Annotated in this window: 24 protein-coding genes, 1 pseudogene and 1 riboswitch; of the genes and pseudogenes, 3 read left to right on the forward strand and 22 right to left on the reverse strand. The window is 43.0% G+C overall.

What is annotated here, in order from left to right; translation table 11 throughout:
- Nucleotides 1-7: 7 nt before the first annotated feature.
- The gene (locus VP472_RS19035; protein ID WP_146275830.1) at nt 8-889 is read right to left on the reverse strand and encodes a methyltransferase domain-containing protein; all 882 of its coding nucleotides are present in this window, start codon (nt 887-889) and stop codon (nt 8-10) included.
- A 363-nt stretch (nt 890-1,252) separates the two neighbouring features.
- Nucleotides 1,253-1,353, forward strand: a riboswitch (purine riboswitch).
- Nucleotides 1,354-1,492: 139 nt separating this feature from the next.
- Between VP472_RS19035 and VP472_RS19040 the strand changes: the two genes are divergently transcribed.
- Nucleotides 1,493-2,686, forward strand: coding sequence for a NupC/NupG family nucleoside CNT transporter (locus VP472_RS19040; protein WP_003150774.1), 1,194 nt, complete (start codon nt 1,493-1,495; stop codon nt 2,684-2,686).
- Between the two features lie 47 nt (nt 2,687-2,733).
- Here the strand turns inward: VP472_RS19040 and VP472_RS19045 are convergent, their stop codons facing one another.
- From VP472_RS19045 to VP472_RS19055, 3 genes are all read right to left on the reverse strand, one after another.
- The gene (locus VP472_RS19045; RefSeq protein WP_003150773.1) at nt 2,734-3,408 is read right to left on the reverse strand and encodes a DUF3298 and DUF4163 domain-containing protein; all 675 of its coding nucleotides are present in this window, start codon (nt 3,406-3,408) and stop codon (nt 2,734-2,736) included.
- 140 nt (nt 3,409-3,548) lie between these two features.
- Nucleotides 3,549-3,797 (reverse strand): hypothetical protein, encoded by a 249-nt coding sequence (locus VP472_RS19050; protein WP_046341506.1) that lies wholly within the window; start codon nt 3,795-3,797, stop codon nt 3,549-3,551.
- Nucleotides 3,798-4,100: 303 nt separating this feature from the next.
- Complete coding sequence (locus VP472_RS19055; RefSeq protein WP_146275833.1) at nt 4,101-6,152, reverse strand: catalase; 2,052 nt, start codon at nt 6,150-6,152, stop codon at nt 4,101-4,103.
- Between the two features lie 200 nt (nt 6,153-6,352).
- Here VP472_RS19055 and citH point away from each other — a divergent pair, with 200 nt between their 5' ends.
- A complete protein-coding gene (gene citH / locus VP472_RS19060) occupies nt 6,353-7,633 on the forward strand; it encodes a citrate transporter CitH (RefSeq protein WP_077723043.1) in 1,281 nt (426 codons plus the stop codon).
- 41 nt (nt 7,634-7,674) lie between these two features.
- On the opposite strand, the gene bglS is transcribed toward citH, so the two are convergent.
- Nucleotides 7,675-8,406 carry a beta-glucanase gene (gene bglS, locus VP472_RS19065; RefSeq protein WP_003150769.1) on the reverse strand — a complete coding sequence of 244 codons (732 nt, stop codon included), beginning with the start codon at nt 8,404-8,406 and terminating at the stop codon, nt 7,675-7,677.
- 247 nt (nt 8,407-8,653) lie between these two features.
- Nucleotides 8,654-9,487, reverse strand: a complete 834-nt coding sequence (licT, locus tag VP472_RS19070; RefSeq protein WP_070082586.1) for a BglG family transcription antiterminator LicT — start codon at nt 9,485-9,487, stop codon at nt 8,654-8,656.
- Between the two features lie 171 nt (nt 9,488-9,658).
- Between licT and VP472_RS19075 the strand changes: the two genes are divergently transcribed.
- Nucleotides 9,659-10,909: an MFS transporter gene (locus VP472_RS19075; protein WP_146275835.1), complete on the forward strand. Its 1,251-nt coding sequence runs from the start codon at nt 9,659-9,661 to the stop codon at nt 10,907-10,909.
- Between the two features lie 31 nt (nt 10,910-10,940).
- On the opposite strand, the gene VP472_RS19080 is transcribed toward VP472_RS19075, so the two are convergent.
- The 16 genes and pseudogenes from VP472_RS19080 to VP472_RS19155 form a co-directional block, all read right to left on the reverse strand.
- On the reverse strand, nt 10,941-12,380 hold the full coding sequence (locus VP472_RS19080; protein WP_146275837.1) for a DEAD/DEAH box helicase: 1,440 nt from the start codon (nt 12,378-12,380) through the stop codon (nt 10,941-10,943).
- 54 nt (nt 12,381-12,434) lie between these two features.
- Entirely contained in the window at nt 12,435-12,779 is a 345-nt protein-coding gene (locus VP472_RS19085; protein WP_225979786.1) for a hypothetical protein, read from the reverse strand.
- A gap of 85 nt (nt 12,780-12,864) precedes the next feature.
- On the reverse strand, nt 12,865-13,125 hold the full coding sequence (locus VP472_RS19090; protein ID WP_146275839.1) for a DNA-binding protein: 261 nt from the start codon (nt 13,123-13,125) through the stop codon (nt 12,865-12,867).
- Nucleotides 13,126-13,141: 16 nt separating this feature from the next.
- Nucleotides 13,142-13,507: a YxiJ family protein gene (locus tag VP472_RS19095; RefSeq protein ID WP_146275841.1), complete on the reverse strand. Its 366-nt coding sequence runs from the start codon at nt 13,505-13,507 to the stop codon at nt 13,142-13,144.
- Entirely contained in the window at nt 13,501-13,662 is a 162-nt protein-coding gene (locus tag VP472_RS19100; protein WP_165698147.1) for a hypothetical protein, read from the reverse strand. The genes VP472_RS19095 and VP472_RS19100 overlap by 7 nt, the downstream gene beginning before the upstream one ends.
- A 1-nt stretch (nt 13,663) precedes the next feature.
- Nucleotides 13,664-14,269 (reverse strand): annotated as a pseudogene (locus VP472_RS19105) (hypothetical protein).
- On the reverse strand, nt 14,251-14,760 hold the full coding sequence (locus VP472_RS19110; RefSeq protein WP_146275843.1) for a YxiF family protein: 510 nt from the start codon (nt 14,758-14,760) through the stop codon (nt 14,251-14,253). The pseudogene VP472_RS19105 and the gene VP472_RS19110 overlap by 19 nt, the downstream one beginning before the upstream one ends.
- Before the next feature lie 61 nt (nt 14,761-14,821).
- A complete protein-coding gene (locus tag VP472_RS19115; protein ID WP_146275845.1) occupies nt 14,822-15,640 on the reverse strand; it encodes a hypothetical protein in 819 nt (272 codons plus the stop codon).
- A gap of 42 nt (nt 15,641-15,682) precedes the next feature.
- Entirely contained in the window at nt 15,683-16,162 is a 480-nt protein-coding gene (locus VP472_RS19120; RefSeq protein ID WP_146275847.1) for a hypothetical protein, read from the reverse strand.
- A gap of 67 nt (nt 16,163-16,229) precedes the next feature.
- On the reverse strand, nt 16,230-16,637 hold the full coding sequence (locus tag VP472_RS19125) for a YxiG family protein (protein WP_101670258.1): 408 nt from the start codon (nt 16,635-16,637) through the stop codon (nt 16,230-16,232).
- A gap of 3 nt (nt 16,638-16,640) precedes the next feature.
- Entirely contained in the window at nt 16,641-17,051 is a 411-nt protein-coding gene (locus VP472_RS19130) for a WapI family immunity protein (protein ID WP_146275849.1), read from the reverse strand.
- A 209-nt stretch (nt 17,052-17,260) separates the two neighbouring features.
- The gene (locus VP472_RS19135) at nt 17,261-17,707 is read right to left on the reverse strand and encodes a hypothetical protein (RefSeq protein WP_053573912.1); all 447 of its coding nucleotides are present in this window, start codon (nt 17,705-17,707) and stop codon (nt 17,261-17,263) included.
- Between the two features lie 226 nt (nt 17,708-17,933).
- Nucleotides 17,934-18,380, reverse strand: a complete 447-nt coding sequence (locus tag VP472_RS19140) for a hypothetical protein (protein WP_146275851.1) — start codon at nt 18,378-18,380, stop codon at nt 17,934-17,936.
- 165 nt (nt 18,381-18,545) lie between these two features.
- On the reverse strand, nt 18,546-19,238 hold the full coding sequence (locus VP472_RS19145; RefSeq protein ID WP_225979769.1) for an Imm26 family immunity protein: 693 nt from the start codon (nt 19,236-19,238) through the stop codon (nt 18,546-18,548).
- Between the two features lie 103 nt (nt 19,239-19,341).
- Entirely contained in the window at nt 19,342-19,869 is a 528-nt protein-coding gene (locus VP472_RS19150) for a DUF7003 family protein (protein ID WP_404799125.1), read from the reverse strand.
- Nucleotides 19,870-20,009: 140 nt separating this feature from the next.
- Nucleotides 20,010-20,387: a DUF2750 domain-containing protein gene (locus tag VP472_RS19155; RefSeq protein ID WP_043867560.1), complete on the reverse strand. Its 378-nt coding sequence runs from the start codon at nt 20,385-20,387 to the stop codon at nt 20,010-20,012.
- Nucleotides 20,388-20,389: the final 2 nt, after the last annotated feature.

Genomic DNA, 20,389 nt, shown 5'->3' on the forward strand with positions numbered 1-20,389 from the left:
TTTCTGTTTACAGAGGACCGGTTCCGATTAAAATATCGATATCTATCGTAATATCCGCCGCTTTCCGGCTGATAAACCGCCGGATGCTTTCATCAGTACATTTCCATGTTAAGGGCGTCATTTTCACAAGCCGCTCAAGGTCAGGCTGCGATAAGGTCTTCGTGTAACACAGCCGTTTGCGCTCAAAGGTTTGAAAGCCCGCTTGGAATCGTCCGGCCGCAGAATCGGCGGTGTCATTCCGCCGAGGACTGTCTCCGAAGAAGAATTCCCTTACTTCCTTCAAATAATCACGCCGCGGCACCGCTTTAATGACTGTGCCGCCCTTTCGTAAAAGCCTGCTGCACTCCTTGTAATTCCAAGGTGATAAAACAGACATCACGACATCAAAACAGCTGTCGGCAAACGGCGCATCCGCCACATCAGCGACGGCAAAAACAAAATGATCCCCGAAGGCCTTTGCGGCATGCAGCACACCTTCTTTCGAGAGATCAATGCCGATTCCCGTCACGGAAAAAGCGGGCTGAAGCAATTTGCATACGGCGGCTAAATGAGTGCCTTCTCCGCATCCCGCATCCAATATCGCCGCCGTTGTTTGCGGAGATTGAATGCGGCTGATGATGGCGGCGATCTCCTTTTGAACCGGCCCAAAAAATTCCCGGCTGTCAAAAAGAGCGCGTCTCGCTTCGAACAGCTGCCTGTCATAGCGGGTTTTGACCGATTTATTGAGGAAATTCACATATCCTTGCTTTGATATATCAAATGTATGCCCGTGCCCGCACATCAAGCTTTTGTATTGTGAGACCGCCATGGCCGAATTGCATAGCGGACACCTGAATACGGACTGGCATGATTGCAGTAATTCCGCGCGTTTTCTTTTTATAGACGTCAATAAAAACACCTCATTCATTCGTTATTCCGATGAAATGAAAAAGGCATAGACAAATAAACCTCGCAAAATTGGAAGTTTAACCTATTTATCTATACCTCTCATTATCTGTAACGAATGAACTGAATGATCATGAAAATGACCCCTTCTCTGCCGTCTTTTGAAGGCGGTGCCCTCAGATCCATTTTATCAGCTGCATCCCGTCTTTACAATGAACCGGAACTGTTTTTCGGGGGCTTTTTATACCTTTTTAATCCAATTACTTGTGAACATCCTTTATTTTCTTTATTTATAATATAAATTTATTATTTTGAAAATATCTAAAAAGGTTGATTTTCAAAAATTGAAACGATAAAATACTGCTATCTCATGTAATATCGTTATTCTTGTATATGATCAGTAATATGGTCTGATTGTTTCTACCTAGTGCCGTAAAAGACTAGACTACAAGAAAGTTTGCATAAATTTGAACGAGTGAAAAGCATATGATGCTGTCAGTCTATTCTTTTCTTTTGGCTCTTATTTATCACACTTTCTGGCTTTCAGGAATTTGTGACGAATAAGAGCTTTTTTTATTTCCATAATACCCTTATAGGAGTTGCTCACATGTACTTTTTATTGAACATTGTCGGTCTCATTGTTGTCATGGCTGTTGTTTTCTTATGCTCTCCCAACAAGAAGAAGATTAAATGGCGTCCGATTGTCATGCTCCTCGTCTTTGAGTTTCTGATTACTTGGTTTATGTTAGGGACAAAAGTCGGCGGCTTTGTCATCGGGAAGATCGGCGCGTTCTTTACATGGCTGATTTCCTGCGCCAGTCAAGGGATTGCGTTCGCCTTTCCGTCTGTCATGGCGAACCCGACGGTTGATTTTTTCTTCAGCGCATTGCTGCCGATTATCTTCGTCGTGACCTTCTTTGATATGCTGTCGTATTTCGGTATTCTGCCGTGGCTCATTGATAAAATCGGCTGGCTGATTTCTAAAATATCCCGTCTGCCGAAGCTGGAGAGCTTTTTCTCCATCCAGATGATGTTTTTAGGAAATACGGAAGCTTTAGCCGTCATCCGCCAGCAGCTTGCCGCCGTCAGCAACAATCGGCTTCTGACATTCGGGCTGATGAGCATGAGCAGCATCAGCGGTTCGATCATCGGATCGTACTTGACGATGGTTCCGTCCACTTATGTGTTTACAGCCATCCCGCTGAATTGCTTAAACGCGCTTTTAATCGCCAATATGCTGAATCCCGTGGACGTTTCTAAAGAGGATGATATTATTTACGTTCCTTCAAAAGCGGAGAAAAAAGACTTCTTCTCCACGATTTCTAACAGTATGCTTGTCGGCATGAACATGGTCATTGTTATTTTAGCGATGGTAATCGGATATGTGGCGTTAACGGCTGCGTTAAACGGCGTACTCGGACTGTTCATGCACGGTTTGACCATTCAAAAGATTTTCTCATACATCTTCAGTCCGTTTGCCTTCCTTCTCGGATTAGGCGTACATGACGCGATGTATGTCGCACAGCTGATGGGCATCAAGCTCGCGACGAATGAATTTGTGGCAATGGCCGATCTGAAAGGGCAGCTGAAATCACTTCCGCCGCACACGATTGCCGTGGCTACGACATTCCTGACATCATTTGCAAACTTCAGCACCATCGGTATGATCTACGGATCTTATCAATCTCTGCTTGATGGTGAAAAATCAGCCATCATCGGGAAAAACGTCTGGAAGCTGCTTGTCAGCGGAATTGCCGTTTCCTTATTGAGCGCGGCGATTGTCGGATTGTTTGTCTGGTAAAAGAAAAAAAGCGATACCGCTCCGTTTTGGAGTGATATCGCTTTTTTTTATTGATAGACGGATGCAGGCACGAAAACGTCCCGGATTCCTGCCGCGTACGGTCCGAGATCATATTGTCCGAACACAACGGCAATGCCGTTTTTCGTAAAGAAGAAAGGTCTTTCGTTATTGAGGATGATCTCTTGTTTTTTGACGTCCTGGTCAAACAGATCGTTATGTTTCTTAATGTAGCCGTAAAGATAGTCTCTCGTTTTGTTGGCTTTCGTTTTTGTATTCAGCACATCATTGAGTGTGACCCGTTTTTTTGCGGCCAGGTCGTAATTAAAGGTCTGAACGGCTGTCAGCCCGTGTGCGCCGCCTGTGTAACTGTAGTTTTCCGTCTGAATGCTGAGCTTGCCGCCTTGATTATACTTCACCTTGAAATCTGCCTGGTATTCCGCTTTGTAGCCTTGTTTTTCACCGTCTTTTTTGTTTTTTACATATTCTTTGTACGAGTTTTCAATATAGCGTTTGAAGTCCTGATTGATTTTCTTTTCAAAAGATGCGTTTCCCGTATTTGTGACCTCGGGGTAGGTCAGCTGCTTTACATGCTTATACGTCTGGCTTTTGACGACGGGCTTTGCGGTTTGCGCGGCCTCGGCTGAAGGCGCGAAACCTCCGAACGGCGCGGCTGTCAGCACTGTTAAGAGCACGGCCGCCATCATTTTGAATGCCTTTTTCATCACAACTCCTCCTTTTCATTACCGTTCCCTTTTTGAAAACGGTTTACACTCTATAGACAGCGCAGATCAGCAAATTGTTTCTGGGCCTTCTTTCACATTTTCTCCATGAAAAAAAGAGACATGGATAATCCACGCCTCTTTTACCGTGAAGGTCTTTGTGCAATGGCTTCATAAACGGCTTCCGCCAAATCGGAGTTGCCGAACATCTCCAAAACGCCGATGACGGTTTGATCAGGAATCGGTTCTGATTCCTCCTTCGGCACGACAAGCTCTTCAGCCGTTTTTCGCAGCTCTTCGTTTAAAGGCTGTCCGGGGTAAGCCTTGCTGTAAATGGCCATCGGATCAAGGTCATGATTGACACACCATTGGGCGAACACCAAAATCATCATGTTTTCGTCACGCCGGTAATATTCTTCAAGTTGTTTTTCGGTAAACGGCTTCACTATCAATCGCTCCTCCAGAAAATCTACCCCTAAGATACACAAACACAGGGCGGAAGTAAACCAAAGAGGGTGAAACATATTATTTCATCAACCCGCCTGCTTTAAATAGCGCATGCCCTGACTCTCTAAAACTGTTGTCTGAATGTCCAGGACAGCGGAAGGTACGGATTCGCACGGACAATTTCGTTTTCTCCCAATATTCTTTCACAAGAAAAAAGCGCCCCTCTCATCAAAGGCGCTTTTTCATTCTTATATGTGTCTGTCCCAATGCCGATGCTCAGCCACGGCTTTCAGAAATTGTTCATGGTTTCCGTCCGGAACAAGACCGGGGCCGCTTTCGGTTCCGGCGGCGAGGGCGAGAAGTTCTTTTCCTTCACCGGAGGCGCCGATCGCTTTGTAATGGCTGAAAGCTTCGTTGACGAAGTCTCTGGCCGATTTTTGGGCTTTGAGGCTGTCTGTGCTTTGTTTTCCGCCCGGAATGAAAACAGCGTCGTACAGGACAGAATCCGCTGTCAGGAAAGTGGCTGACGCTTTCAGCTCCGTACCGTTTTCTCCCTTGATGGTTCCAAGCACAGGACTGATGATATCGGCTCTGACTCCCGCCTGTTTGCATGCGTCAAGCACTTGTTTGACTTTCTCATCAGAAAACCCGTGGTCGGTTAAAACCGCAACCTGCCTTGTCGCTGCCGTCTTCACCGTGTTTTCCTGGCTTAAGGCCGGGGAAGTGAACGTTTCATCAGATTCACGGTCCTTCGGCGGCGGGTTCACGCCGATTCCTTTCGCAACACGCTCAGCAAGCCCGGCGTCGACGTGACTGAAGACGTCAACCACCTGCTGCTGCACATCCTTGCTGTTCACTTTTCCGACCTCAAAACAGAACGCGGAGATGATATGTTCTTTTTCAGCGGGAGACATGCTGTTCCAGAACATCTTCGCCTGAGAAAAATAGTCATTGAAGCTCTCACTGCGCTGGCGGATTTTTCTGCCTTCTACTTTTTCCTGGTAATGAACGTATCCGCCTTCTTCTTCTGAGGCCGGCGACGGATCATTGTTCTGCAGGGAATTTTTATGATAGGCGACAGGTCCCTTATTAATCGTCATCCGGTGGTAGCCGTCGTATTGGTTGTTATGGAACGGGCAGACCGGCCGGTTGATCGGAATCTCGTGAAAATTCGGCCCGCCAAGACGGATGAGCTGTGTATCTGTATAAGAGAAAAGCCGGCCTTGAAGAAGCGGATCATTGGTGAAATCAATGCCCGGCACGACATTTCCCGGGTGAAAGGCGACCTGTTCCGTTTCCGCAAAGACATTGTCCTGATTGCGGTCGAGGGTCATTTTTCCGATCAGCTTGACGGGAACCAACTCCTCCGGCCACAGCTTCGTCGGATCAAGGATATCGAAATCAAATTTAAATTCATCTTCTTCGTCAATCATCTGAACACCGAGCTCATACTCGACTTTGCCGCCGTTTTCAATCGTTTCCCACAGGTCGCGGCGGTTGAAATCGGGATCTTTCCCGGCAATTTTCTGCGCTTCATCCCATACGAGGGAATGAACGCCGAGCACGGGTTTCCAGTGGAATTTGACAAAGCGCGCTTTCCCTTTCTCGTTGACGAAACGGAACGTATGCACGCCGAAGCCCTCCATCATCCGATAGCTTCGCGGGATGCCGCGGTCAGACATCGTCCACATGACCATGTGCGCGGATTCAGGATTGTTTGCGACAAAATCCCAGAACGTATCATGAGCCGTCGCAGCCTGCGGCATTTCATTGTGCGGTTCCGGTTTTATGGCGTGAACGAGATCCGGGAATTTGATCGCGTCCTGAATGAAGAACACCGGAATATTGTTTCCGACGAGGTCATAGTTCCCTTCTTCAGTATAAAACTTCGTCGCAAATCCCCTGGCGTCACGGACGGTGTCAGCTGACCCCTTGGAGCCCGCCACTGTTGAGAAACGGACGAAAACAGGTGTTTTGACAGACGGGTCCTGCAAAAATTTCGCCCGTGTATATTCCGTCATCGGTTCGTACACCTGAAAATGCCCATGAACGCCGTACCCGCGTGCATGAACAACCCGTTCCGGAATCCGCTCGTGGTCAAAGTGCGTCATTTTTTCACGAAAATGAAAATCCTCCATCAGCGTGGGGCCGCGGACGCCCGCTTTTAAAGAATGCTCATCCTCAGACACGCGAAGCCCCTGATTGGTCGTCATTTTTTTGCCGCTGTTATCAGATCGGTACTGCTCCAGCTGTTCGTCCTTTGAGTGTTCATTTACTCGTTTGTTTTGATCATCACTCATGTCAGTTCCCCCTTCTAAAACGAAACATTCTACAGCACATTTACCCGCGGCGTTCTTCAAATAAACTGCTGATCCGCTCATTAGGATTTTAGGTCTGTATTTACATATGCGGTCATACACATTTTGAAATAAGCCCTTTTCACAGAAACAAAATGTGAAAACGCTTACCAAAACAGCTGTTGAACAGGGGAGGTCATATCGTGCTTGCCATACTCGGTTTTGTGATGATGATTGTCTTTATGTATCTTATTATGTCTAACCGGCTTTCCGCTCTTATTGCTTTGATTGTCGTTCCTGTTGTGTTTGCCCTGATCAGCGGATTTGGCAAAGATCTCGGCGGGATGATGATTCAGGGCGTTACAGACCTCGCTCCTACCGGGATCATGCTGTTATTCGCCATCCTTTATTTCGGCATTATGATTGACTCAGGTCTGTTTGATCCCCTCATTGCCAAAATCCTATCGCTTGTCAAAGGGGATCCGTTAAAAATCGCCATCGGCACAGCGGTTCTGACGATGACCATTTCGCTGGACGGAGATGGGACAACAACGTATATGATTACGATTGCGGCAATGCTGCCCCTTTACAAACGGCTCGGCATGAACCGTTTGGTGCTGGCGGGGATTGCGATGCTCGGTTCGGGCGTCATGAATATTATTCCGTGGGGCGGGCCGACGGCGAGGGTTTTGGCTTCCTTGAAATTGGACACGTCAGAAGTTTTTACGCCTCTGATTCCCGCTATGATCGCCGGCGTTCTCTGGGTGATCGCCGTTGCTTATCTCCTCGGAAAAAAAGAACGGAAGCGGCTCGGCATCATTTCGATTGAACACGCGCCGTCTTCTGATCCGGAGGCGGCGCCGCTGAAGCGTCCCGCTCTCCAGTGGTTTAACCTGCTGCTGACTGTCGCTCTGATGGCCGCGCTGATCACCAGCCTGCTTCCCATCCCTGTTCTTTTTATGATCGCGTTCGCCATCGCCTTGATGGTCAACTACCCAAATGTCAAAGAGCAGCAGAAACGGATTTCGGCGCATGCGGGTAATGCGTTAAACGTTGTCTCAATGGTATTTGCGGCAGGCATATTTACAGGCATTCTCTCAGGCACAAAAATGGTCGATGCGATGGCGCATTCTCTCGTTTCCCTCATCCCTGATGCCATGGGCCCGCATCTGCCGTTGATCACGGCGATTGCCAGCATGCCTTTCACCTTTTTCATGTCGAATGACGCCTTTTACTTCGGTGTTCTTCCCATCATCGCCGAAGCCGCTTCCGCTTACGGAATAGACGCCGCTGAAATCGGAAGAGCCTCCTTGCTGGGACAGCCGGTGCATCTGCTCAGCCCGCTTGTGCCATCCACCTATCTATTGGTCGGAATGGCAGGCGTCAGCTTTGGCGACCATCAAAAATTCACTATTAAATGGGCCGTGGGAACAACGATTGTGATGACGATTGCGGCGCTTTTGATTGGGATTATTTCGTTTTAATTAAAAAAGGATTTCCGCTGGCGGAAATCCTTTTCTGTACATTATTTTTTTGTATAGCGCACCCAGTCATAATGAGCGTATAGCGGATTTACACCATTGTAGGAACCGAGCCAGTCATCGACACCTATCCCATTCCACAAGTTCATCATGATCTTTCCCGGTGTTGTCGGGATTTGGCTTGTCGCAGTATGTTTTAATTGCCCATCGACATACCATTTAATAGAGTTCGGCTGCCAATCGAACGCATACGTATGATAGGCATTGGCCGCGTCAAATCCGAGATCCGCAACCTTCTCATGGTTTCCCGCGCCATTTGTATAATAATTAAATTGAACCTTTGTCGTATCTTTTCCTAAAAATTCGATATCAATCTCATCCCAAGGGGTACCATCCGTTGGACCTGTATAAGTGAAGAACGATGAAACGATCCCCGTGTTTTTAGCCGGTTTCATTCTGACTTCATAAAGTCCATAGCCATAGGTTTGAGCGGAGCGGTTCTCCCCGCAGTCAAACTTGTTATAAGACGGGCTTGTCAGCGCCAAACGCATTTCACCTGATGACGTCACGGATACATTATTTGCACGCCAAGTGCAGTTGAACATATCTCCATTGGAGTAACCATTTGCTTTTTGCCAGAAACCGGAGTTATAGCTGTTAAAAGGTTCAAAAAACGATCCGCCTGTTTGAGCTGATGCAGCAGAAGTGATCGCACACAAACTCAAAAACAATCCAGTGACAAGAATGAGCAGCACTCGTTTCATACGATAAAACATGTCGGCATTCCCCTTTCTTTGAAAGCGATTTCTTTATCGATGATACATGATTCTGTTAAAAGGGAACATCGGTCAGAATAATGATAATAACGAATCTTAAAAAAACCTAAATTACCATCAGCACAGTAAGAGATGATCCGCACTCATTGTAATTTAGGTTTTGCCTGCTTATGAGTAACAATCCTAACAAGATCATATGTGAATGTAAGAAAAAATGAATACAAGAACAAAAATGCCAACGCTTTCATTATGCTTGTTTGACTACCCTTTCTATGTGAATCGTTAAATACAGCAGCTCGTCACTGGTGAGCTTGTGCTCATACGCCCTCTCAATGCATGTTTGGATTTTCTTCGTGCATTCATACGCCCGATGGTATTTTTCTTTCACTGTCTCCAGCAAAAAGTCGTCCTGGCTTTCCATATGTGTGCCGTTAAAAAGACGCTGCGCGAAAAACTTTAAGTGGGTGACAAATCGATAATAGTGAAGCGATTCTTCGTTGAATTCAATCTTAAAATGGTATTTTACGATCCTCAAAATCTCTTGCATGACTTTTGTAATGTTGATGATATTGGGCATCTCTTCATTCAGCTCGGCATTTACAATATGCAGCGCAATAAAGCCTGCTTCATCCTCCGGCAGAGACACGCCAGTCTTGTTTTTCACCATGGCCAACGCTTGTTTGCCGATTGCAAATTCGTCTTTGTACAGCCGTTTCGTTTCCCACAGCAAGGCGTTTTTGATATCCAGCCCTTTCTTATTGCGCTGGATCGCAAAGTTAATATGATCGGTCAGCGACACATAGATGCTGTCGTTGAGCTTTTTGCCGAGCTGTAATTTCGCATAGCTGATAATCTCCTCAGATACTTCCATACACTCGATCGGAATATCATACAAAAGGGTTTTGAACTTTTCTGATACATCTTTGTTATCGAGGGTGAACACTTTCTCAATGCGGGCTTCATCTACCGGATCTCCCGTTTTCTTTTGAAAAGCAATGCCCCGACCCATGATGACCAATTCCTGATTGCCTTCTTTGAGCACACTGACGACATTATTATTAATGACTTTCGCAATCTTCAATTCCGTCTCCCTCCCGCCTGACCATTTACCTGCTACACCTTGATTGTACATCCTTTTTGTACTAGGTCAATATCTCCAGGTCAATCAGAAAACGCCGTTCAGAAATCATTGTCCAACGATGAGGCAGCGGCGCATATAATGCAGAGAACCGGTTTTTGGGAAGGAGCGTGTGTGATGAAACGGTTTTCGAAAGAAGAAAGCAGCTGGATGCTGTATGATTGGGCCAATTCAGCTTATTCGGTCATTATTATGACGGCGGTGTTCCCCTTGTTTTTTAAAGCGGCGGCGGCGGAAAACGGCGTCAGCGCGGCTGATTCCACCGCTTATTTGGGCTATACGATTGCCGCCGCGACTTTTATTTTGGCGATGCTCAGCCCCGTCTTAGGAACGATTGCCGACTACAAAGGATGCAAGAAACGGTTTTTTGCCTTCTTTTTTCTGATCGGTGTGGCGGGCACCGCCGCGCTGGCTTTGATTCCCGGCGAATCTTGGATGCTGTTATTAATTTGTTATACGATCTCCACGATCGGCTTTGCCGGATCTAATGTGTTTTATGATGCGTTTCTCGTTGATGTGGCCGCAAAGGAGCGGATGAATATGGTGTCCGCCAGGGGATTTGGGCTGGGCTATATCGGCAGTACAATCCCTTTTCTCCTCAGCATTGCCGTGATTCTGTCAGCACAAGCGGAGGTGATTCCGCTGTCCGCCCAGACTGCGAGCCGCATTGCCTTTTTGATTACGGCGGCATGGTGGGGGCTGTTTTCGATTCCGCTCCTTCTCCGCGTCCGCCAGCGCTATTATATCGAGAGGGAGCCGCGGCTTGTGATCAGCAGTTTTATACGGCTGGCCGGCACGCTGAAGCAGATCAGGAAGCACCGGGCGCTGTTTTTGTTTCTGCTCGCCTATTTCTTCTACATCGACGGGGTCGGCACCATCATTACGATGTCCACGTCATACGGGGCTGACCTCGGCATCAGCGCGGCAAATCTGCTGATTGTTTTATTTGTCACACAGGTCGTCGCCGCGCCTTTTTCGATTTTGTACGGGCGTCTGGCCGAACGGTTTAAGGGAAAAACAATGCTTTATGCCGGCATCGGCGTGTATATGATTGTCTGCACGTATGCTTATTTTATGGATTCCGCTTTTGATTTCTGGGTTTTGGCTATGCTTGTCGCCACTTCCCAAGGCGGTATTCAGGCGCTGAGCCGCTCTTACTTTGCCAAGCTTGTCCCCAAACAGAACGCCAATGAGTTTTTCGGCTTTTATAATATTTTCGGCAAGTTCGCTTCAATTATCGGCCCGCTTTTGATTGCCGTCACCGCCCAGCTGACCGGAAATTCGTCAGCCGCCGTGTTCAGCCTGATTTTGTTATTTGTGATCGGCATTGCCATCCTTGCATTTGTGCCTGAGGAAACGGCGTAAAAAAAGCCTGCACGCAGCAGGTTTTCTTTTTTTATTTCTTGGCTTTATGGACTTTCAGTTTTTTGCCTTTGACCGTCGTATTTTTCATGATGTCAAGAACGTGCGGGCCTTTGCCGTTCAGAATTTCGACGTACGATGCGTTGTCCAGAATCGTGATAATCCCGATATCATCGGCTGAAACGCCGTCGATTTTCGCGATCGTCCCGACAAAATCGACCGCTCTGAGTTTTTTCTTTTTCCCGCCGTTAAAATACAGTTTCATGATGTCTTTGTTTAACTGTTCGCTTTTGTCTGTTTTGACATCGGGGCGGGCGTTCAATTTTTCCGCAAATGCCGCTTTCCGTTCCGCTGTTTCTTTTTCCGACGGCGCTTCCCGCTTTTGGATGCGGAAACCGATATATGTCTCAATGTCATTCAGAAACCGCGATTCAGACGGCGTCACAAACGTAACGGCCAGTCCGCGGTGTCCGGCGCGGCCCGTTCTGCCTGTGCGGTGCACATAGCTTTCTTTTTCAAGCGGAATATCATAATTGATGACGAGGCTGATGTTTTCGATATCAATTCCTCTGGCGGCAACGTCGGTCGCAATGAGATAGCGGAACTCGCCGCGCTTGAATTCATTCATGACGTCAAAGCGGTCTTCCTGCACCATGCCGCCGTGAATTTTATCACAAGGGTAGCCCAGCCTGTCCAGCTCATCGGTTAACTGGATGACCCTTTCTTTTGTCCGGCAGAATATGATGCAGCTGTCCGGGTTTTCGGTGATCAGAACATCACGCAGCAAAGATGTTTTGTCCTCTTCTTCTATTCTGGTGACAAAATGCTCGATGTCTTTTGTCGTCAGGCCTTCCGCTTTTACTTCAATCAATTCAGGGTCTTTCATATATGTGCGGCTCAGCTTCTCGACGTCATCCGGCAGCGTCGCTGAAAACAGCATGGTGACTCTGTTTTTCGGCAGATGCTGAATGATGGCTTCCACCTGTTCAATAAATCCCATATTCAGCATTTCATCCGCTTCGTCAATCACCACATACGCCAGCCGCTCAAGCGGCAGCGTCCCTTTTTCTATGTGATCAAGCACACGTCCCGGTGTTCCGGCAACGACGTGGCTTTTTTGCTTCAGTTCGGTTTTCTGTTTGTCAAAAGAAGCTTTTCCGAAAACCGCCGTGGCTTTTATCCGTTTGAAACGGCCGATATTCGTGATATCTTCTTTAATCTGCGCCGCAAGCTCGCGGGTCGGCGTTAAAATCAGGGCCTGCGGTTTGTTTTCCTCCCACTCCGCAAGCTCGCAGATCGGAATGCCGAAAGCCGCGGTTTTGCCGCTGCCCGTCTGCGATTTGACGACGAGGTCTTTTTTTTGCAGCGCGGCGGGGATGACGCGCCGTTGCACTTCAGTCGGCTCGGTGTATTGCAAGCCATTCAGCGCCCGTCGGATCTCGGGGCTGATCGCATATTCATTAAACTCATTCATGACTAAACTCCTTCTCTGTCCGGCTCCCCTCATTATACGCGAAATGCCGCCGCTTTACCCTGACGTTTTGCCGGGCCGTTCGGATGACTGCTTTTTCCTCATGTCGAGCACGACCCATTTGGCGAGATAAAAGCTCATGCTTCCTTCCCCGTCATCGACATAGTAGCGGATCGATTCCCAGCCGCCGTCGACCGGGCTGATATCCAGATGGATGTCGGTGATGCTTTCAAGATCATCCAGCCGGGCAGACCTCACATCCTCAAACCGCAGCACGGCATCATACTGTCCGTCAGTCAGCTTCAGCTCAAACACCGGGATTTTATCATAATACTCGTTATACCCGGTATAGAACGTAAACTCCGTCAATTCAAAACAACCCGGCGAATCCGGCCCCAGCAGAACTGCTTTCTCATGTTTGTGCTACTCCATTTTGCGCCTCCTTTTTTTCACCTGAATTGACATGTCTGACTCAAATGAATTTTTCTTACAAACCCCCATGAACTTTTTTATATTCCTGCACCCAATCTCTTAATTCTTCTAACGTATGCAGATACGCATCAGGCGAATCTTTCAGATCAAGCCCGCTCAAATATACGAGCATCTCCCAAACGGTTTCGTCCTCAACCGCCGGATCATCTGCAGCCACGTACTCGCACGCCCAATCCGACACTTCTTCCCTCGCCGCTTGACCGTTCAGGATCAGACCAGCCTTCTTCAGACATTCTGCTATTGTTGGTTCTTTCACGTCAGAAGCCTGCCTTTCATTTTTTGTTTAAAATGCTGACTAACAGCCTCCTGGCCCGTTCATGCCGCCCGATTTCCCGGCTGAGCTCCGGATAATCCGTTAAAGCGTTTTTCAGCTGCGCATATTGCGGATACAGCTCAAAAAAGGATTTATATAAGGCTTTACGCTGCCGCGCAGGGATTTGTTTATTCGCCAACACAAAATCTAAGCTGCCGCAGACAAGTGCGAAGTATTCATAAAAATCCCCAGCGCAGGCAGCACCCTCAAAGTCTTCTTCGAATCTCCCTGCATCTGAAGGCAGCGGCCCCTCTAATTCTTTTTTGTATAATTTCAGGTTTCGGATGACGTCATCATTTAAAGAATATCTGTTGGATTTTAACATCTCAGAATCACTCGAATATCACCTGATTCATCGATGATCGTAATCGAAAGCCCGCCATTCTGATGCCGTCCGAGATACAGACGCCCGCAGTTATCAAAATGGAAGAAACGCCCTTTTATTGATTCGTCATGTATCTTGTTCATTTTTATTTTCATGTCATTGCCCCTTGTATTTATAATGCGCGGTGAGCTTTTTTTGAAATTCATCCGGAACAGTCTGATCCGGGAATACAACAGATACCCAGTCTAAAACACGGTCGTCTAAGGGCCTCCATGATCCTAACGTTTTTCCCGCAATCTCCTGATCAATACCTAGAATACAGATTTCAAAATCTCTCTCTCCGTAAATCGCCCACTTTAAAGTCGGTGAAGCCCATACGACGCGGGATGCAATATTCATTATGCTGTCATTTTTACTGTGCTTTGGATAATCAGTTAAGATTGAAAGATATTCATCTTCGGTTATATTTAAAGGAATCTTTAACCAGTTAAAATATCCGAATTCCTATTAAAACCGATTCATATCATCCGGTTGTGTCAGAACAGCCATTAAGATAAATTCATCGTGATGATGATGCGCCAAACTTTTGAGCATTTCCCAGCCTTCTTCAGACAAGACCCAGTGGAATTCTTCGAATAGATAATAATGTTTTCGTTGTTTAAAAACTTGTTCGGGCAACGCTTTGTCTTCATGAAATAAAGAATATATTTGAAATTGAAAGACTGCCGATTCCTTTGTGTTCTTTATAAAAAAGGGATGCATCTTGTACCTCTTTTCGGCGGTTTACACACAAGCTCACAGCCGTATTCTGTGTGAAATAAACAGAGAGAAAATGAGAAGGACGGCTCCACTAAAATAAAGCTGTTAGAAAGCAGCCGGCCTTCAAAATCTATAAAATCCATGAGACAGTGCAGATGACTTGCACAATCCTTCAGCGCACATTTGATAGCACCGACTTCATTACTATACGGATGAAACAGATAAACAATATCATTCATCCGTTCAACCCCCGTATCCGCAATGTTTTCTAAAATAAGCGATATGGCTGTCTCCTTGTCGCTTATATCAACTTCACGCACTGCACTTGGGAAAGAATTCGATAATATAGTCTCAAATATCTGCCTGCTTTGTTCTGCCTCAGCTAATTGATAAACAAACCCTGATTCTTCACAAGATCTTAGCGAGGCACACACCTGTTTCATTAAAAAATGCCTCTTGTTTTCCTCAAGCTTGTCAATTAACTTTTCTCTCATCACTGAACACTTCCTTACAGGATATTTTCATTCTGCCGGCATGTATGCTGCATAGAAGTAATCAATACTTCACCAGATATAAATCGTTATCACTAAAGATAAACATGCGATCCTGTACGGCTCTGTACGTTGTTTCTCCTTTTCTATCAATACCGTGTATCATGACGTCAGTCTCTTTGTGCTCTTCATGAAATGCAAATAGGGTATCCTCGTGGCTCTGAATCAGCAGCACCCTTTTTTTCGAAACGGATAGCTGATCACAATAGGAGTATTGATCGCCGTCCAGCACATATTCTGCAACAGTACGAATTCTGTCCCGTCCAATCTGATAATGACCGATGACACAGCAATCCTCTCCCTCGAAACATACATACAAATCAGATTTGATCGATTGTACGGCATAGCATTCATGCATCATTTCTTTAAAATCGTCTTCAAAATAAAACGTTCTGTCTTCTGTATGAAAAGCAAATATCGCTTTTCCTTGAGGATTTCTCTCATCATACATACCCTCGTCCGTTAATCCGATCCATAATAAACCATCCTCACCCAGATGAAATACATTGGCGCTTAATAGAAAAGAACAAATCGGATTGATTTTATTACTGATTATGCAGTATGCGGCCAATTGACACGTATGATTTTCCAGGTAAACGATAACGATTGTGTTATCATACGAATCAACCAGATAGAAATGGGCATCTTCAGAAAATCCGCATAACTCTTTTTGGATTAAAAGAGAGCTGCCTTTCATAACCTCCAATATTACTTTGTGATCGTGCACGGACACAATAAACACTTGATCATCCCTGCCCGCATTGAAATAAATAATATTTTCCCTTTCATATGAACCAACCCGCTCCGCGGTAAGTTTCAACATCAGCAACACTCCATAGATTAAGAATCTGGAATTTATATCAAATTAATCAATGATATATAAATCTGCTGCATCAAATTCAAACCAAATGATTTTTTCATTATTTTCAGTAGTTACATCAACCTTTTGAGTGTTCAGGTTCATATAGGACTTATTTTTGGAAGTATTTGCTATTATAACAACAAAGTCATTGATCGATGCTAAAAAATATAATTCATCTAATAAGTGATCTGCCATCAATTCTTCTTTGGTTAGGGCACATTCAATATGAATGAACTTTTTCGATACAGTATTCATATTTATCATTTTCTTTTCAACCTTCTTCTTCCATTCTTCAATAAAAGAAGGTGATGCCATTACTTCTATCAGAACTGTTTCGAATTCTAAGTCATTCATTAATTGAGAAAAAGTATCTTTACTCACTAGATCACATGAATAAATCGAATTGTATTTAAGCGGATTAATCACATCCAGATTCCCTATAGCCCTCAATGATTCTTTTTGTAAATTTAAAGGAGTGTTCATGTTTGCCTCCGCGAACGATTTCGTTATGTAAGAAAAGAGAGGCTGGGAACCTCTCTTATTTGTTTATTTATGATTTTGAATGATACGCATAAAATGATTGGTCGTCAAAGCGAACTGTTTCAGCTTCTACAGCAATCAGCATTCTGTTCATGTCAATGAGAAAATTAGCATTTGATTGATACTCCGGAATTACAGCATTTGATAGATTACCGATTCCTTCCGGGTGGTAACTCATCTCAAATACTTGCCAATTGTATTCTTCAGGATCTATTTTTTCTAATCTCATATCACCAATATCTGCACTAAAATAAACAGATGCTACATTTTGAAAAAGAATGTTATGCGTATATTCGGCTTTATTTTCAACGACCTGAATCTTAAGTGAAAGTTCTTTTTTAAACACTTGAAAATCAAAATGAAGGACAGCGCACCCCCCATCTATGTAATCTACCCATTCATTTATTGTTTTGTACATCGTTTATCTCCCTAATAAAGTTTTGGAGTCTTTGAGATCTGATTTTAAAGTCTTCACGAAAATTTCTAGCTTTTCTTCATTACAGTTCAATTTATAGAAGGTTGTATTTGAATGATTTTCCATAAATCTAATGATAAATCTGTAATGTTCGTTTTCTTTATCAATACTTAGTATAAAAAATGGTTCAATTGTTTCTAAACGTATCCTGTCTTGATTGCCTGCTGATAATGCTTCAATATCTGATATCAGCATTTTATATTCACTTTCTAATAAAACGGCAGAGTAATCGCGAACGATTGCTTTATTATGTTCCAACAGTTCAAACATTGTTGAGATAAAAGGATCATCCTCTGCTTCTTGATACCTTCTCGGTGTTATTTCAAGTTCCAGACAACCGTCTCCGATTTTGGCCATGCTGTCTCCTCGTTCTCTACTTAATAGCTTTAATTTATTAGTAAATGATTTGAATGACGCTCTGGAATTCAAGCTAAGTTTCAATCGATTGTTCACCTTTTACTGTCTCAGTTCTAATCACCTACCCACTTATTATCTATAATTTTTTTTAAAAAAGCCTGTTGACCAAAAGATGATCAACAGGCTCATCTATTTTTTATTTAATGCCCTTATTTAATAATGTTTGTAATATTTTCTCTATGTCTAGATCCTATTCTGATTGTCTCGGAATCTGTTATTTCTATATGATAAAGAACATAATCCAGTAAATCTTTAATAATTGTTTTCTCTGCTAAAGAAGCTCCATTTAATATATCTTTTAACTCAACATCTTTTTCCAATAAGATTATATTTTCATGCGCAATTATTGTATTTTTGTACTCTTCTGCTGAGGTTTTTATAAATGAGATTTTTTTATTAAACAAAGTATTTGTTTTTAAGCTCGCTGAGAATATACAAGTATCACTATCTTTATTTGAAACAGAGTAAGAATACATTGCATATTGTTTATTTTCCATATTTTTTAATATAACAAATATTAAATCCTCTATTGTTTTATACTCTTTTTCAACCGAATCATAGTCATTGAGAGTTGATATTTCATAAAAATAGTACATTTAATTCTCTCCTTCTATCTTTTATACACTGTAAACGGCATGAGATAGAATAAGTTTCTTCGTCGTATTGATAGCCTGTTAGCGGTAGCGCTTGTCTTTTACTTCGTCTCAGCAGTATGTTATTCCCACATGTTCCGTGTGTAGTTTGGTTTTTATCATATAAGATAAGAGAGGCTGGTAACCTCTCTAAATCTCTTCTCTAAAAATAACTAAAAGAAGCTATAAATCATTCTTTTAATTTTTTTATTATATCTGTAGCTTCTAAAAACAATTGATTTATCTTACCTTGGATTTCTTTTGCTATTTCCTCTTCACTTTCTAAATCTGTTAAATATCCCACTTTCCCCGAAAACAACCTTCTTTCACAAATCCATATATCTAAATGGTCTATACAATAGCCATCTTCATTATCATGAAAGTCGGTACCATCCAAATAAGCTACAGAAAAAAATATTAATGAGTTATAACTATTCTCAAAACAATCTGAAGGCTGTACTTCGTTTCCTATTACTTTTTCGTCTCCGACTCTCCCAAAAGCAGCTTCAATTTTCAATTCCATTTTTCTAAACTTTTCTTGATTGTTTCTTATTTTGTTTAATGCGATTCGTTCAAATTGTTTTTCTATTTGCAAGATCTCTTTTTGTGTAATAGAACTCAGGTTGATTTTTTTCATATTACACCTCGTTTAGAATTCAAAACACACTTACTACTGTCAGTATCTGTATAGTAAGTATCCTCTAACATTGATTGCAAGAATGTAAGGAATCAGTCTTTTACAATTCATTCTTTATGATTTCCTCCATTGTCATCCCTTCAAAATATTTACATAGAATAGATTCTACAGATGAATTCCAAATATACCTAATGGGTTTGGGATGTCCTTGCCTGTTTTCTCATCTGCCTCTGCTAATTCATCTTCTGATGCAAATGAATCGCCTTCACTCACGAGATATTTACCGTCTTCATATAAAACAAATTTTAATTGAGAATGACTGTTTTTCTCTATCATCTCTTGAGGCATCTTGGATATTACTTTCCAATCTCCTTGCAGAAAACCTGTGTGCCCAGTATTAGCCGCAAATATTTTCTTATTTTCTTCTTTCATTAGACGAATGACTTCTTCTCTGCTAAGTGTATTTTCAGTGAAAATATTATAATACTGAATAAGAATGTCATCGTCTTTGTTTTTTGATAGATCACCTTCAATGACCCAAGCATAAGTATACTTCCCGATCTTATCCAAAGGTATTTGAATAACCGCTCCCGGTACTACTTTAGCTATTGATTTCGCTTTCCTGGTTGTTGCCTTTATTTCTACTATTCGCTTATCAACTAACTCCGTGAAAGAAGAATCTCCATTTGTATTCATTACGGTAACTAAATTTGCTAAGAATTCTTCTAATATCGGTTCTCTGCCCAGATCTCTCTTATATCGTTCACAAAATTTTTCTACAGCATCAAAACATATATCTAAGCCTTCATCACTAAGTAAAACTTTCTTGTTTTTATATTCTTCTTCCCAATATCCCAATAGAACGGCCTTCTTTCTTTTCTATTTCATACCGCTCATACCCTGAATAATAGCGTGTTTGAATTCTGTACGCGCAGAGGTTAAAAAAGGTTTCCTTCATAACTCACTCAATATCGTAATCCTCCCACTCCCTCCAGTTGTTATTTACTTCACCTAAATCAACTGAACCTGTGCCTTTTTCAAGATATAGTGCAAATGAAATTAATTGGCTTGGATCTGTTAGATAATCAGGATATTCCCAATTCTCTGTTTCGAATACTCCTTCTGCTTCGCTTTTTAGATCCAGTATATTTAATAGTTTTTTTGGCTTTATCCAAAGCGCCTCTCTAAAAGAAGCATCCTCAAACAAATTCCTGAAATAAGTTTTCCAAGCCCTTTCTTTTGTACTCTTTTGGAATTCATTTCTTTGGTGAATAGTTACGCAATAACGAGACTCTTTAATTTCAATTTCCACTACTTCGCTTAATTGTTGAAATTCACTTTCACGATATGTTATTTTCTCACCTGCTTCAGTCTTCAGGGCGAAGTCATCAATTATTATCGATTTGTATTTATCTGTTAAACAGTTACTGTAGAGATGAAGATCTAGAAAAGGTCCTTTAGCTTCTATTTGAAAGCATTGAATAGCCAGTAACCAATATTCTTTACATTAGATTCAGCTATTCAAAAACAATCAAAATTTCTCTTTTTGTTATCAAAAGAAAAACTCTTTCACAGGGAATTTAAATTAAGAGAGACAGAAAATTGTCTCTCTTAATAAGTTTTTAGTTATTAATAGTTTTCTAATTCATCCTCGATATCAGAAAAAACCTGAGGAATCGGTATTGAAATTGAATCAGTATTATTATAAAAAATGGATATACCGACATTATCCTCAAGCATACCAGGAAGCCAATTCTCTACAAAATCCTCTAAACTAATTGATTCCGGATTTGTATCCTTCCACTTCTCAATTGCACAATACTTTGCATGCTCTTTTGTTGGCCAAAAATGAAGTTGTATTTTCCCATTGTCGTCTTCAGATGTAACCCACCCTCTATCATTACTCAATGACCAGACTTCTTCATAGTCAGCAACTTTCTTAATAAAATAACGATACCTTTTATTGGGATCCAACTTTAATGTCATTTCAAGTTCTTTTTCGTTCATTT

The organism is Bacillus sp. MT(2024) (assembly GCF_036362845.1).
Lineage (GTDB): Bacteria > Bacillota > Bacilli > Bacillales > Bacillaceae > Bacillus > Bacillus velezensis.

What these genes read in the sequence shown, in the direction of transcription:
- VP472_RS19100 (WP_165698147.1), bottom strand. Translation starts at nt 13,662, where the DNA reads ATGAAAATAAAAATGAACAAGATACATGACGAATCAATAAAAGGGCGT.
- VP472_RS19155 (WP_043867560.1), bottom strand. Translation starts at nt 20,387, where the DNA reads ATGAACGAAAAAGAACTTGAAATGACATTAAAGTTGGATCCCAATAAA.
- VP472_RS19095 (WP_146275841.1), bottom strand. Translation starts at nt 13,507, where the DNA reads ATGTTAAAATCCAACAGATATTCTTTAAATGATGACGTCATCCGAAAC.
- VP472_RS19130 (WP_146275849.1), bottom strand. Translation starts at nt 17,051, where the DNA reads ATGGCCAAAATCGGAGACGGTTGTCTGGAACTTGAAATAACACCGAGA.
- VP472_RS19055 (WP_146275833.1), bottom strand. Translation starts at nt 6,152, where the DNA reads ATGAGTGATGATCAAAACAAACGAGTAAATGAACACTCAAAGGACGAA.
- VP472_RS19080 (WP_146275837.1), bottom strand. Translation starts at nt 12,380, where the DNA reads ATGAATGAGTTTAATGAATATGCGATCAGCCCCGAGATCCGACGGGCG.
- VP472_RS19120 (WP_146275847.1), bottom strand. Translation starts at nt 16,162, where the DNA reads ATGAACACTCCTTTAAATTTACAAAAAGAATCATTGAGGGCTATAGGG.
- VP472_RS19050 (WP_046341506.1), bottom strand. Translation starts at nt 3,797, where the DNA reads ATGATGATTTTGGTGTTCGCCCAATGGTGTGTCAATCATGACCTTGAT.
- bglS (WP_003150769.1), bottom strand. Translation starts at nt 8,406, where the DNA reads ATGTTTTATCGTATGAAACGAGTGCTGCTCATTCTTGTCACTGGATTG.
- VP472_RS19040 (WP_003150774.1), top strand. Translation starts at nt 1,493, where the DNA reads ATGTACTTTTTATTGAACATTGTCGGTCTCATTGTTGTCATGGCTGTT.
- VP472_RS19045 (WP_003150773.1), bottom strand. Translation starts at nt 3,408, where the DNA reads ATGAAAAAGGCATTCAAAATGATGGCGGCCGTGCTCTTAACAGTGCTG.
- VP472_RS19140 (WP_146275851.1), bottom strand. Translation starts at nt 18,380, where the DNA reads ATGAAAAAAATCAACCTGAGTTCTATTACACAAAAAGAGATCTTGCAA.
- VP472_RS19125 (WP_101670258.1), bottom strand. Translation starts at nt 16,637, where the DNA reads ATGTACAAAACAATAAATGAATGGGTAGATTACATAGATGGGGGGTGC.
- VP472_RS19110 (WP_146275843.1), bottom strand. Translation starts at nt 14,760, where the DNA reads ATGAGAGAAAAGTTAATTGACAAGCTTGAGGAAAACAAGAGGCATTTT.
- VP472_RS19135 (WP_053573912.1), bottom strand. Translation starts at nt 17,707, where the DNA reads ATGTACTATTTTTATGAAATATCAACTCTCAATGACTATGATTCGGTT.
- VP472_RS19115 (WP_146275845.1), bottom strand. Translation starts at nt 15,640, where the DNA reads ATGTTGAAACTTACCGCGGAGCGGGTTGGTTCATATGAAAGGGAAAAT.